A 12,127-nucleotide genomic window follows, 5' to 3' on the forward strand; every position below is an offset into this window, starting at 1 on the left:
CGCCTCGGGTCGGGACGTCGTTTGATGCCCCGGTAGACCTTGATGGCCGAAACAGTGCGGCCGTCGCGCATCAGCGCGGGCAGCTCGTCCAGCCCGGCCGGCTCCGGCTCGTCGATGCCGAGGTGCTCCAGGAGCAGGCCGAGCCGGCGCTCCAGCCCGTCGACCTTGTCCTACAGCGCCCGGGACCGCAGCGCCATGGTCGAGGTGATCCACCCGGCGGCGGCCGGCACGGCGAGCAGCACGAAGAGCGTGTTCACTCCGGCCCGCCGGGAATCAGCCCGTGGTCCTGGAGGTATTCCAGCTGCGCCCGTACGGACCACTCCGCGGCCGGCCACAGGGACCGGTCCACGTCCGCGTAGACCCGGGCGACGACCGCCTCCGGCGTGACGAAGCCGTCCTCCACGGCCGTCTCGACCTGTGCGAGCCGGTGCGCGCGGTGGGCCAGGTAGTACTCGACGGCGCCCTGCGCGTCCTCCAGGACCGGCCCGTGGCCCGGCAGCACCGTGTGCACGCCGTCGTCGACGGTGAGGGAGCGCAGCCGGCGCAGGGAGTCCAGGTAGTCGCCGAGGCGGCCGTCGGGGTGGGCGACGACGGTGGTGCCGCGGCCGAGGATGGTGTCGCCGGTCAGGACGGCCCGGTCGGCCGGCAGGTGGAAGCAGAGCGAGTCGGAGGTGTGTCCGGGGGTGGCCACGACCCGCATTTCCAGGCCGCCGGTGCGGATCACGTTCCCCGCGGCCAGCCCCTCGTCCCCCAGGCGCAGGGCCGGGTCGAGGGCACGGACCTTCGTACGGGTGAGCTCGGCGAAGCGGCCGGCGCCCTCGGCGTGGTCCGGGTGGCCGTGGGTGAGCAGGGTCAGCGCGATCCGCTTGCCGGCCTGCTCGGCGGCGGCGATGACGGCCCGCAGGTGCGTCTCGTCGAGGGGGCCGGGGTCGATGACGACGGCGAGGTCGGAGTCAGGTTCGCTGACGAGCCAGGTGTTGGTGCCGTCCAGGGTCATCGCGGAGGCGTTGGGGGCCAGGACGTTGACGGCACGGGCGGTCGCGCGCCCCGAGGAGACCACTCCGCGGGGCTGGCCCGGCAGGGCCGCTGCATCGGTCATGCGGGGCCTCCCGGACGGTCGGAGCGGACGCGCTTGGTGAACTCGTCGTGGCCCGGCCAGCTGAGGACCAGCTCACCGTCCTCCAGGGTGGCCTTGGCCACGATCGCGGTCAGGTCCTGCGCGGCGGCGCCCGCGAGCGCGTCTGCGGCGCTCACGTACGGCTCCAGCGACCGCAGCGTGGCGATGGTCGGCGGCATCATCAGCAGCTCGCCCTTGTCGTACCCGTCGGCCGCGGCCGACGGAGCGATCCACACGGTCCGGTCCGCCTCGGTGGAGGCGTTGCGGGTGCGCTGCCCCTCCGGGAGGGCCGCGACGAAGAACCACGTGTCGTAACGGCGCGGCTCGAACTCCGGGGTGATCCAGCGGGCCCAGGCACCGAGCAGGTCGGAGCGCAGCAGCAGGCCGCGCCGGTCGAGGAACTCGGCGAAGGACAGCTCCCGGCCCACGAGGGCCTGCCGGTCGGCCTCCCAGTCGTCCCCGGTGGTGTCGCCGACGACGGTGTCCGCGGTGGGCCCCGCGAGCAGGACACCGGCCTCCTCGAAGGTCTCCCGGACGGCTCCGCACACGATGGCCTGCGCGGAGGCGGCGTCGGTGCCGAGGCGTGCGGCCCAGTCGTCCTGGTCCGGGCCGGCCCAGCCGATGCGGCGGTCCTCGTCGCGCGGGTCGACCCCGCCGCCCGGATAGGCGTACGCGCCGCCCGCGAAGGCCATGGAGGAGCGGCGGCGCAGCATGTGCACGACGGGTCCGGCGGGGGTGTCGCGCAGCAGCATCACCGTGGCGGCGCGTCTGGGCGCGACCGGGGTGAGCGAACCGTCCGCGAGCGCGCGGATGCGGTCGGGCCACTCCGGGGGGTACCACTGGCCCCCGGCGGGCTGACTGGGCGGCGACTGACCGTGCTGACCGTTCGGCATGGCCGGATGCTACGACCATCCGGCCCGATGTTCGAGGGGCACCCGCTGTGACCTGCCCCGACGACGAACCCCGAAGGCCGTGCGGTCGGTGCTGTGCTCCGGACCGGAGCGGCCCGGAGCCCAGGAAACGGAACGGCCGCTGCCTGGGCAGCGGCCGAAGTCCGCGCGGCCGACGACGGCCGCGCGGCGAAGAGCCCGTGTCAGGCTCCGGGGACCAGCTCGACCTGGATCTCGACCTCGACGGGGGCGTCGAGCGGCAGGACCGCCACGCCGACCGCGCTGCGGGCGTGGACGCCCTTCTCGCCGAGGACGGCGCCGAGCAGCTCGCTCGCACCGTTCAGCACGCCCGGCTGGGCGGTGAAGTCCGGGGCGGAGGCGATGAAGCCGACGACCTTGACGACGCGGGCGATCTTGTCGAGGTCACCGACCACCGACTTGACGGCGGCCAGGGCGTTCAGCGCGCAGGTGGCGGCGAGCTCCTTGGCCTGCTCCGCGGACACCTCGGCGCCGACCTTGCCGGTCACCGGCAGGCTGCCCTTGACCATCGGCAGCTGGCCCGCGGTGAACACGTAGGAACCCGAGCGCACGGCCGGCTGGTAGGTGGCCAGCGGAGGAACGACCTCCGGCAGCGTCAGGCCGAGCTCGGCCAGCTTCGCGTCGACGACGCCGCTCATGCCTTCTCCCGCTTGAGGTAGGCCACGAGCTGCTCGGGGTTGTTCGGGCCGGGCACGACCTGGACGAGCTCCCAGCCGTCCTCGCCCCAGGTGTCCAGGATCTGCTTGGTGGCGTGGACCAGCAGGGGGACCGTCGCGTATTCGAACTTCTTGGTCATGGGGGCGAGCGTAGTGCCTGTCGTGCGGGGCTCATGCGCGGCCCGTGGACCGAGTCGTTAGGCTCGGACGCTGTGAGCAGGCTCCAGGTGGTCAGCGGCAAGGGCGGCACCGGCAAGACCACGGTCGCCGCGGCACTCGCGCTCGCCCTCGCACGCGAGGGCAGGCGGACACTTCTGGTGGAGGTCGAGGGCAGGCAGGGCATCGCACAGCTTTTCGGCGCGGAAGCGCTCCCCTACGAGGAGCGGAAGATCGCCGTCGCGCCCGGCGGGGGCGGGGGTGAGGTGTACGCGCTCGCCATCGACGCCGAGCGGGCGCTGCTGGACTACCTCCAGATGTTCTACAAGCTCGGTTCGGCGGGACGCGCGCTCAAGAAGCTCGGCGCGATCGACTTCGCGACGACCATCGCGCCCGGTCTGCGGGACGTCCTGCTCACCGGCAAGGCGTGCGAGGCGGTGCGCCGCAAGGACAAGGCCGGCAGGTTCGTCTACGACCACGTGATCATGGACGCCCCGCCGACCGGGCGGATCACCCGCTTCCTGAACGTCAACGACGAGGTCGCGGGCCTCGCCCGGTTCGGGCCGATCCACAACCAGGCCCAGGCCGTCATGAAGGTGCTCAAGTCCCCCGAGACCGAGGTGCACCTGGTGACGCTGCTGGAGGAGATGCCCGTCCAGGAGACCGCCGACGGCATCGCGGAACTGCGCGAGGCCGGCCTTCCGGTGGGCCGCGTCATCGTCAACATGGTGCGCCCGCACCACGTCGACGAGGACACCCTGCGCGCCGCGGCCGGCGAGCACCGCGCCGGGATCGCGCAGGCCCTGTCCCGGGCGGGGCTGGGCGGCGCCCGACGCGGTGGGCTCGCCGAACGGCTGGTCGACCCCCTGCTCGCGCAGGCCGCGGAGCACGCGGGCCGGGTGCGCCTGGAGCGGGAGCAGCGCGCCACCCTGGCGGGGCTGGACCTGCCGACGTACGAACTCCCCCTGCTCGGCTCGGGGATGGAGCTGGCCGGGCTGTACGAACTGGCCGCGGAGCTGCGCAAGCAGGCGGACGCCGAATGAGCGAGGGTGTGGACACCATGGGCCTGGACACACCGCCGAGGCTGGCGGTCGACGCACTGCTGGACGATCCGAGGATCCGCATCGTGGTGTGCTGCGGCTCGGGCGGCGTCGGCAAGACCACCACGGCCGCGGCGCTCGGCGTCCGGGCGGCCGAACGCGGCCGCAAGGCGGTCGTGCTGACCATCGACCCGGCCCGCAGGCTCGCCCAGTCGATGGGCATCGATTCGCTGGACAACACCCCGCGCCGGGTCCCCCTGGAGGAGGGCGGCGGGACGGGCGAACTGCACGCCATGATGCTGGACATGAAGCGGACCTTCGACGAGATCGTCGAGGCGCACGCGGACGGCGAGCGGGCGCGCGCGATCCTGGCGAACCCCTTCTACCAGTCCCTGTCGGCCGGTTTCGCGGGCACGCAGGAGTACATGGCGATGGAGAAGCTGGGCCAGCTCCGGGCCCAGGACGACTGGGACCTGATCATCGTCGACACGCCGCCGAGCCGGTCGGCGCTGGACTTCCTCGACGCGCCGAAGCGCCTCGGGTCCTTCCTGGACGGGAAGTTCATCCGGGTGCTGATGGCCCCGGCCAAGGTCGGCGGCCGGGCCGGGATGAAGTTCCTCAATGTCGGCATGTCGATGATGACGGGCACGCTGAGCAAGCTGATGGGCGCTTCGCTGCTGAAGGACGTCCAGACCTTCGTGGCCGCGATGGACACGATGTTCGGCGGGTTCCGCACCCGCGCGGACGCGACGTTCAAGCTGCTCCAGGCCCCCGGTACGGCCTTCCTCGTGGTCGCGGCGCCCGAGCCGGACGCCCTGCGCGAGGCGGCGTACTTCGTCGAACGGCTGGCGGCGGAACGGATGCCGCTGGCCGGGCTGGTGCTGAACCGGGTCCACGGAAGTGGCGCCGGCCAACTCTCCGCGGAACGGGCCCTGGCCGCCGCAGAGAATCTTGAAGAGACCGGCATTGTCGATCAGGAGTCCGGGAAAGCTGGACTTCGTGACGCCGCCGACGACGGCTCCCCCGACGTGGACGAGGTCACCGCAGGACTGCTGCGCCTGCACGCGGAACGGATGCAGGTGATCGCGCGTGAACGGCGCACACGCGATCGCTTCACCTCGCTGCACCCCGAAGTGGCGGTGACGGAAGTGACCGCCCTGCCCGGCGACGTACACGACCTCGCCGGGCTACGGGCCATCGGAGAGTGCCTCTCGGCCGGGGTGCCGGCCGGAGCATAGGCGTTCGCACGGTTCGCGTGCGACGTGGTGCCCGGGTGATCTACCCGGCTGCCGCGTACGTCTCGTACGAAACGTCGATCTCCGCTTCGACATCCATGGTGAGGATGCCCGTACTGCGTTCGTACTCGGTGCGGGCGGTTTCGAGCAGCCGTCGCCACGAGGTGACGGTGGGACGCCGGCGCAGCAGCGCGCGTCGTTCCCGCTCGGTCATTCCGCCCCATACTCCGAACTCGACACGATTGTCGAGCGCGTCGGCCAGGCATTCGGTCCGCACCGGACATCCGGTGCACACCGCCTTGGCCCTGTTCTGTGCCGCTCCTTGAACGAACAGTTCATCCGGATCGGTAGTGCGGCAGGCTGCCTGCGCACTCCAGTCGGTAACCCAGCCCATCCCGGCGCCGTCCTCTCCCGAATCGAGGCTCCCCCACGGCGGTAGCGGCATATTCACCGCTGCCAGTTGAGGACGTTACGGAAGGTGGGCACAGTGCAACACCCCCGACGGGCCCAATCTTGAATGGTCCGAACGGACTATGGGTAAGCGGCAGATCACCCGACGGAGTGATCGGACGACATGCCCGACCATTCCGGCGATTCGGGTGAAATCGGGGGCTGCCGGTAAGCGGCCGACAGAGCGAAGGGCGAGATTCGGACATGTGTCCACCCCATTCGGGAAGGGTGAAAAACAAGCCGAGGGGTTGATGTCGCACCACACTGCTGTGACAGTTGGGGTCAGCTTAGGCCAAGGCATTCGCGTGTGTCCGGTGAATGAGAACGTAGGCTGCCCTCCATGGGTAAGAAGCGCTCGGGCGGCGGGCTCACGGGGCCACAGCAGGCCGCCAAGTTCCTCGGGGTGTCCGTTCTCTCCGGAGTCGTACTGGCCGGCATCGCGATCCCGGGCGCCGGCGCGCTGGGACTCGCGGCCAAGGGCACGGTCGAGGGATTCGACGAGATCCCGGCCAATCTCAAAACGCCTCCGTTGAGTCAGCGCACCACGATTCTGGACGCGGAAGGTGGCCTGATCGCCACCGTCTATTCACGTGACCGGCAGGTCGTCCCGCTGACGGCCATCTCCCCGTACATGCAGAAGGCGATCGTCGCCATCGAGGACTCGCGCTTCTACGAACACGGCGCGGTCGACCTCAAGGGCATCCTGCGCGCGGTGAACCGCAACGCGCAGGAGGGCGGCGCCGCGCAGGGCGCGTCGACGCTGACGCAGCAGTACGTGAAGAACGTCTTCGTCGAGGAGGCCGGCGACGACGAGACGAAGGTGCGCGAGGCACAGGAGAAGAGCCTCGGCCGCAAGATCCGCGAGCTCAAGTACTCGATCCAGGTCGAGGAGGAGCTCGGCAAGAAGAAGATCCTGGAGAACTACCTCAACATCACCTACTTCGGCCAGCAGGCCTACGGGATCGAGTCGGCGGCGCAGCGCTACTTCAGCAAGCCCGCCAAGGACCTCACCATGGACGAGTCGGCGCTGCTGGCCGGCCTGGTGCAGTCGCCGAGCCGGTACGACCCCGTCAACGACACGCAGGAGGCGATGAAGCGCCGCAACACCGTCCTCCAGCGGATGGCCGACATGAAGGACATCTCGCAGGCGGAGGCGGAGGAGGCGAAGAAGAAGCCGGTCCAACTGAAGGTGACACGGCCGAAGAACGGCTGCATCACCGCGGTCAAGGGCGCGGGCTTCTTCTGCGACTACGTGCGCAACACCTTCCTGTCGGACCCGGTGTTCGGCAAGACGCGCGAGGACCGGGCCAAGATCTGGAACCAGGGCGGCCTGACCGTCCGCACGACGCTGGACCCGCAGTCCCAGGAGTCGGCGAACGCCTCGATCAAGGACCACGTCAACGAGGACGACTCGATCGCCACGGCCGTCACCATGATCCAGCCGGGCACCGGCCGGGTCCTGGCCATGGGGCAGTCCAAGCCGTACGGCTTCGGGAAGAACGAGACGCAGATCAACTACTCCGTCGACAAGCGGATGGGCGGCTCCAACTTCGGCTTCCAGGTCGGTTCCACGTTCAAGCCGTTCATCGCGGCCGCCGCGATCGAGCAGGGCATGGCGCCGACCAAGGTCTACTCCGCGCCGAACAAGATCGACTATCCGAGCCCGATCCCCAAGTGCGACGGCAGCCAGTGGGTCAACCTGCCCGAGGGCAAGAAGAAGCTCGCGACGGCCGAGAACGAGACCGAGGACGAGGTCGGTCCCTACGCGCTGCGGACGGCGATGGAGAAGTCCATCAACACCTACTTCGTGCAGATGATCGGCGAGATCGGGCTCTGCCCGGTCGCCGAGATGACGCAGAAGCTCGGTGTGGTCCCGGCCGACGGCTCGAAGCTGGTGGAGGCCCCCTCCATCGCGCTCGGCTCCGCCGAACTGTCCCCGCTGACGATGGCCAACGCGTACGCGACCTTCGCCAACCGGGGCACGTACTGTACCCCGATCGCCCTGGAGTCGATCACCGACGCCCACGGCAAGGCCCTCGCGGTGCCGAAGACCAAGTGCGAGCGGGCGATGTCCCAGGACACCGCCGACACGATCAACACCCTGCTGCGCGGCGTGGTCGACTCCGGTACCGGTGAGAAGGCCGGCCTGAGCAACCGCGACAACGCGGGCAAGACCGGTACGACGGACTCCCGTTACAACGCCTGGTTCGTCGGCTACACCCCGAACATGTCCGGCGCGGTGTGGGTCGGCTCGGGCGGCGCGAAGAAGATCTCGATGGAGGACATCACCATCGGCGGGCAGTACTACCCGAAGGTCTTCGGTGGTGGCCTGCCCGGCCCGATCTGGCGCGATGCGGTCTCCGGCGCCCTGTCCGGCCGCGAGGCCCCCGACTTCGCCACGGTCAGCATCCCCGAGCCGCAGCTTCCGAGCTCCGGCAACGGGAACAACGGCGGCCGGGGCAACGGCAACGGGGCCGGCAACCCGAACCCGCCGACCCCGAACAGGCCCGGGAAGCCGAACAAGCCCGGCGGTGACGGCAAGCCCGGCGACAGCCGGCCCGGCGGCGCGACGGCCGCCGGGGCCACGGGCGGCGCGGGCGCCACGGGAGGCGGCGGCACCGGTGGCGACTCCCCCAAGCCGCCCTTCGGCGGGATCACCGGGGAGCCCGGCCTGATCGGCGGCCGGGAGGAACAGTAGGACCTGCACTGAAGAAGGGGAGGGCCCCGGCCGGATCATCCGGCCGGGGCCCTCCCCTTCTTCAGGTTCTTCCCGTTCCCCGCTCCGCGCGGTCAGGAAAGCTGCTGCTTGACGACCGCGGCGACCCGGCCGCCCTCCGCCAGACCGGCCACCTTCGGGTTCACGATCTTCATGACGGCACCCATGGCCCGCGGCCCCTCGGCGCCCGCCGCCCTGGCCTCCGCGACCGCCTGCGTCACGATGGCGACGAGCTCGTCGTCGCTCAGCTGCTTGGGCAGGTAGGCGTCGAGGAACTCACCCTCCAGGGTCTCCCGCGCGGCCTGCTCGGCGCGGCCGCCCTGGGCGAAGGCCTCCGCGGCCTCGCGGCGCTTCTTCGCCTCCTTCGCGATCACCTTGAGGACTTCGTCGTCGGAGAGCACGCGCGCTTCCTTGCCCGCGACCTCCTGGTTGGTGATGGCGGAAAGGGTCAGGCGCAGCGTCGACGAAGCGAGCTCGTCGCGTGCCCTGATGGCGTTGGTGAGGTCTTCCTGGAGCTTGGCCTTGAGCGTGGTCATGCCCATGAGTCTGCCAGGTGTGGGGGCGGTGGCGCCCGCCGGTTTTCCGCGTCTGCGACCATAGGTGGCATGCGCGCGCGTTACGGAGTCCCCCTGAAAGTCACTGCCTCGATCGCGGCGGTGGGGGCCGCGGGAGTGGCCTATGCCGCCGGATTCGAGGCCCGTTCCTTCCGCCTGCGCCGGGTCACCGTGCCCGTGCTCCCGCAAGGGATGCGCCCGCTGCGCGTGCTCCAGGTCTCCGACATCCACATGGTCGGCGGGCAGCGCAAGAAGCGGGCCTGGTTGCAGTCCCTGGCCGGGCTCCGCCCCGACTTCGTCGTGAACACCGGCGACAACCTCTCCGACACGGAGGGCGTGCCGGAGGTGCTCGACGCGCTGGGACCGCTGATGGACTTCCCGGGCGTGTACGTCTTCGGGTCGAACGACTACTACGGGCCGCGGCTGCGCAATCCCGGGCGGTACCTGATCGAGAAGACCCAGGGCCGGCACGGACTGAACGGCAACAAGCCGGTCGTCGGCGCCGTCCACAACCCGTGGGAGGGCATGCGGGACGCCTTCGACGCGGCGGGCTGGCTCGACCTCACCAACACCCGGGCCCGGCTGAAGCTCGAAGGGCTGGAGCTCGGCTTCACCGGTCTGGACGACCCGCACATCAAGAGGGACCGCTACGAGCGGGTCGCGGGCGGTCCGGAGGCGGACGCCGACTTCTCGATGGCCGTCGTGCACGCCCCGTACCTGCGGGTCCTCGAATCGTTCACCGCCGACCGGTACCCACTGATCCTGGCCGGGCACACCCACGGCGGGCAGCTGTGCATCCCCTTCTACGGAGCCCTGGTCACCAACTGCGACCTGGACACGAAGCGGGTCAAGGGCCTGTCGACGTACGAGGCCGGCGGTCACCGCTCGTACCTCCACGTCTCGGCGGGCTGCGGCACCAACCGCTACACCCCGGTCCGCTTCGCCTGCCCGCCGGAAGCGACCCTCCTGACACTGACCCCGAAGGCCTGACGACCGGGCCGCGGCCGCCCGGCGGCGCCCCGTGAAAACCGGATTTCGTCTCCGGGCGAGGGTCCGCTAAAGTAATCGATGTCGCCACGGCAGCAAGACGCCAAAGCGACGATCGGGGTGTAGCGCAGCTTGGCAGCGCGCTTCGTTCGGGACGAAGAGGTCGTGGGTTCAAATCCCGCCACCCCGACGCTGAAGTACCAGGTGAGAGCCGGTGCAGAGAAATCTGCACCGGCTCTCCTTGTTTCTCCCCACCCTCTCGGGAGAATCCTGGGAGAAACCTCCGCCGAAACGGCTCCCGGCTCGCTCCTACGGATGGGCCCTCAGCAGCGCGTCGAGAACGGCCACAGGCGACCTGGGAGCCATCCGCCTGCGCGCGTCGAGCGACTCTTCCCACATGCCGGTCAGGCCAGCCAGGAGTTCGCGGCGCATCTCCGGAGTGATGTGGGAGTACCGCGCCTGCACGGAACCGTCCTCGTGCCCCATCCGCTCGTCCTTCAGTTTCGGCGGAGTCCTCAGCTCGTCCATCATGGTCTTGTGGCTGTGCCGCAGCCCGTGCGGCGTGAGCCCGCGCGCGATCGGCACCCACGACGCCTCCGCACGGGCGGCGGCGCCCCGGCCACGAGCTGGGATGCCCGGCCAGGGCTCCGCCCGCAGCGGTACCGGACGGGCCTCTTGCGGCGACTTCTTCGGGTACCACCCGGTCGCGGCGGGGTGGAACAGCCACGTGGCGAAGCCGTTCCGCCGCCAGTGCGCCGCGTTCTCACCCGACGGCCAGAACCGGATGAACCCGAGATCGGTCATGGCCTTCTCTACCGCGGCCCGCGTGGGTTCGGCGACCGCGCCGGGGCGGTTCAGCACGTTCGAGACCGTGCCGGTGGAGACCCCGGCGGCGCGCGCCACGTCGGCCAGCTTGGCCCCGGGGCGACGGGCCGCTCCGTTGGCAGCGGAGTGCCCACTAAACAGGTACCGCAGCCCGTGGCACGCGCACGGTTGCTCCCCCGCCCGCGCGACCTGACCGGCCAACAGACCTGAAAGCCAGTCCGGTGCATCGAGCGTCCGATAGGAGTCGTCCTTGGGCGGACATCGGTGCATTTCGCCGGAGTCCAGCTCGTAGAGCTGCGACTCGACGCGCAGGGAGGCCGGCCGGATGAACTTCGTCTCCAGGCCGACGATCTCGCCCCAGCGCATCCCGGTGTACCCCTTGAGCACGACAGCGACGAACTCGTCGTCCCGGCCAGAGAGCAGAGCGGCCCGCTCGGCGATCAGCAGCACTCCGAGGGCCGACGTCACCACCTTCTCGGGACCGCGGTTACGGGAGCGGCCTGCGCGCTTGCCCCGGCCACGGCGACGGGTGGCCGGGTTCGCGTCGCGAAGTCCCTCGTCGACCGCGTCGGCGAGGATCAAGTGCAGGGTGCCGCGCCAGGTCTTGATGCTGCTGGCCGCGTAACCGCGGGCGCGCTCGCCCCGCTCCCATGCGTCGATCTCCCCCTTGGTGATCTCGTCGACGATGGCATCCTCGAACTCGGGGAGCAGGTGCTCCTCAACGTGTCGGCGGTAGTTCTGCATGGTGGAGGCGGCGAGGTCCTGGGCTCCGTACCACCTGCTCGCGTACGCACCGAAGGTGATGCGCTCGACCTCTGGCGCCTCAGCCGTCTGGCTCGCCGTAAGTACCCTCTCCTCCTCAACTGCCGCCGCCTTCTCGGCGGCACGCTTGGTCCGAAAGCGGATGGTCTTGCCGTTATTGTCGGCGACGGTGCCGTACTTGCCGGGGGCGGTCTTGTACCGCCCCCGCCAGTAGTCCCCGCGGTTCTCTGCGAATCCCAAGGTTCTCTCTCTACAGGTGAGAGCCCCGCCCGAACGAGCCGGGCGGGGCTGTTGTCAGGCGGCGTCCCGCTGCTGGTCCAGGAGGACACTCCGGCGCGGGGGCCGGGCACGGAGCCGAAGGGGCGCCGCCGTCTGTCGGACGGGCCTGGGCGCGGTGGCCGGCCGCACGGCAGGGGAGCCGCTCCTGATCGGCTGTACTGCGGCCGTGCTGGCTGGCCGCCCTTCGAAGAGCTGGAGGATCTCCGCGAACTGCTCACTCGTGAAGCGGTAGGCCCGGCCGGGCTTGGTGAACGGGATTCGCCGCTTCCGCGCTTGCTCCTTCACCCACCACTCGGACATGCCGAGCGCTTTGGCGATGTCCGACGGGTAGTAGAGACGCGGCAGCGTGTCTGCCTTTGTGGTCACTTCAGTCCTCTCGGGTGCCGATGCGATGGGGCGATACCGATGACCGCTACGCCGT

12 protein-coding genes and 1 tRNA gene are annotated in these 12,127 nt (G+C 70.4%); 5 read left to right on the forward strand and 8 right to left on the reverse strand.

Translation table 11 applies throughout. The annotated features are described in order from the left end of the window. Window positions 1-253 precede the first annotated feature (253 nt). The 4 genes from ACZ58N_RS17565 to ACZ58N_RS17580 all read right to left on the reverse strand — a co-directional run bounded on the left by ACZ58N_RS17565 (window position 254) and on the right by ACZ58N_RS17580 (window position 2,842). Entirely contained in the window at window positions 254-1,099 is an 846-nt protein-coding gene (locus tag ACZ58N_RS17565) for an MBL fold metallo-hydrolase (protein WP_471160254.1), read from the reverse strand. Next, a complete protein-coding gene (locus tag ACZ58N_RS17570) occupies window positions 1,096-2,010 on the reverse strand; it encodes an NUDIX hydrolase (RefSeq protein ID WP_471160256.1) in 915 nt (304 codons plus the stop codon). The genes ACZ58N_RS17565 and ACZ58N_RS17570 overlap by 4 nt, the downstream gene beginning before the upstream one ends. A 200-nt stretch (window positions 2,011-2,210) precedes the next feature. Beyond that, entirely contained in the window at window positions 2,211-2,684 is a 474-nt protein-coding gene (locus ACZ58N_RS17575; protein ID WP_388890750.1) for a RidA family protein, read from the reverse strand. Next, window positions 2,681-2,842 (reverse strand): DUF4177 domain-containing protein, encoded by a 162-nt coding sequence (locus ACZ58N_RS17580; RefSeq protein WP_007264966.1) that lies wholly within the window; start codon window positions 2,840-2,842, stop codon window positions 2,681-2,683. The genes ACZ58N_RS17575 and ACZ58N_RS17580 overlap by 4 nt, the downstream gene beginning before the upstream one ends. Window positions 2,843-2,914: 72 nt before the next feature. Between ACZ58N_RS17580 and bagA the strand changes: the two genes are divergently transcribed. Together bagA and bagB are read left to right on the forward strand one after the other, a co-directional pair. After that, on the forward strand, window positions 2,915-3,901 hold the full coding sequence (gene bagA, locus ACZ58N_RS17585; protein ID WP_389699706.1) for an ATPase BagA: 987 nt from the start codon (window positions 2,915-2,917) through the stop codon (window positions 3,899-3,901). Beyond that, the gene (gene bagB, locus ACZ58N_RS17590) at window positions 3,898-5,136 is read left to right on the forward strand and encodes an ATPase BagB (RefSeq protein ID WP_471160260.1); all 1,239 of its coding nucleotides are present in this window, start codon (window positions 3,898-3,900) and stop codon (window positions 5,134-5,136) included. The genes bagA and bagB overlap by 4 nt, the downstream gene beginning before the upstream one ends. Window positions 5,137-5,176: 40 nt before the next feature. Here bagB and ACZ58N_RS17595 read toward each other — a convergent pair whose 3' ends face one another. Further along, complete coding sequence (locus ACZ58N_RS17595) at window positions 5,177-5,527, reverse strand: WhiB family transcriptional regulator (protein ID WP_471160262.1); 351 nt, start codon at window positions 5,525-5,527, stop codon at window positions 5,177-5,179. 396 nt (window positions 5,528-5,923) lie between these two features. Here ACZ58N_RS17595 and ACZ58N_RS17600 point away from each other — a divergent pair, with 396 nt between their 5' ends. After that, window positions 5,924-8,281: a transglycosylase domain-containing protein gene (locus tag ACZ58N_RS17600; RefSeq protein WP_471160264.1), complete on the forward strand. Its 2,358-nt coding sequence runs from the start codon at window positions 5,924-5,926 to the stop codon at window positions 8,279-8,281. A gap of 92 nt (window positions 8,282-8,373) precedes the next feature. Here the strand turns inward: ACZ58N_RS17600 and ACZ58N_RS17605 are convergent, their stop codons facing one another. Continuing rightward, window positions 8,374-8,835 carry a GatB/YqeY domain-containing protein gene (locus ACZ58N_RS17605; RefSeq protein WP_471160266.1) on the reverse strand — a complete coding sequence of 154 codons (462 nt, stop codon included), beginning with the start codon at window positions 8,833-8,835 and terminating at the stop codon, window positions 8,374-8,376. A 69-nt stretch (window positions 8,836-8,904) separates the two neighbouring features. Between ACZ58N_RS17605 and ACZ58N_RS17610 the strand changes: the two genes are divergently transcribed. Beyond that, the gene (locus ACZ58N_RS17610; RefSeq protein WP_471160269.1) at window positions 8,905-9,843 is read left to right on the forward strand and encodes a metallophosphoesterase; all 939 of its coding nucleotides are present in this window, start codon (window positions 8,905-8,907) and stop codon (window positions 9,841-9,843) included. A 113-nt stretch (window positions 9,844-9,956) separates the two neighbouring features. Then, window positions 9,957-10,030 (forward strand) — tRNA-Pro (locus tag ACZ58N_RS17615). Window positions 10,031-10,149: 119 nt separating this feature from the next. Here the strand turns inward: ACZ58N_RS17615 and ACZ58N_RS17620 are convergent. Both ACZ58N_RS17620 and ACZ58N_RS17625 read right to left on the reverse strand, forming a co-directional pair. Next, a complete protein-coding gene (locus ACZ58N_RS17620) occupies window positions 10,150-11,667 on the reverse strand; it encodes a LacI family DNA-binding transcriptional regulator (RefSeq protein ID WP_471160271.1) in 1,518 nt (505 codons plus the stop codon). 54 nt (window positions 11,668-11,721) lie between these two features. After that, on the reverse strand, window positions 11,722-12,072 hold the full coding sequence (locus tag ACZ58N_RS17625) for a helix-turn-helix domain-containing protein (protein ID WP_471160273.1): 351 nt from the start codon (window positions 12,070-12,072) through the stop codon (window positions 11,722-11,724). Window positions 12,073-12,127 lie beyond the last annotated feature (55 nt).

The sequence above is a fragment of the Streptomyces sp. NPDC040432 genome (assembly GCF_055595445.1).

Bases quoted from the DNA above. Each gene is read 5' to 3' on its own strand.
- ACZ58N_RS17565 (WP_471160254.1), bottom strand. From the start codon at position 1,099: ATGACCGATGCAGCGGCCCTGCCGGGCCAGCCCCGCGGAGTGGTCTCC.
- ACZ58N_RS17605 (WP_471160266.1), bottom strand. From the start codon at position 8,835: ATGACCACGCTCAAGGCCAAGCTCCAGGAAGACCTCACCAACGCCATC.
- bagB (WP_471160260.1), top strand. From the start codon at position 3,898: ATGAGCGAGGGTGTGGACACCATGGGCCTGGACACACCGCCGAGGCTG.
- ACZ58N_RS17595 (WP_471160262.1), bottom strand. From the start codon at position 5,527: ATGGGCTGGGTTACCGACTGGAGTGCGCAGGCAGCCTGCCGCACTACC.
- ACZ58N_RS17575 (WP_388890750.1), bottom strand. From the start codon at position 2,684: ATGAGCGGCGTCGTCGACGCGAAGCTGGCCGAGCTCGGCCTGACGCTG.
- ACZ58N_RS17580 (WP_007264966.1), bottom strand. From the start codon at position 2,842: ATGACCAAGAAGTTCGAATACGCGACGGTCCCCCTGCTGGTCCACGCC.
- ACZ58N_RS17610 (WP_471160269.1), top strand. From the start codon at position 8,905: ATGCGCGCGCGTTACGGAGTCCCCCTGAAAGTCACTGCCTCGATCGCG.
- ACZ58N_RS17600 (WP_471160264.1), top strand. From the start codon at position 5,924: ATGGGTAAGAAGCGCTCGGGCGGCGGGCTCACGGGGCCACAGCAGGCC.
- ACZ58N_RS17570 (WP_471160256.1), bottom strand. From the start codon at position 2,010: ATGCCGAACGGTCAGCACGGTCAGTCGCCGCCCAGTCAGCCCGCCGGG.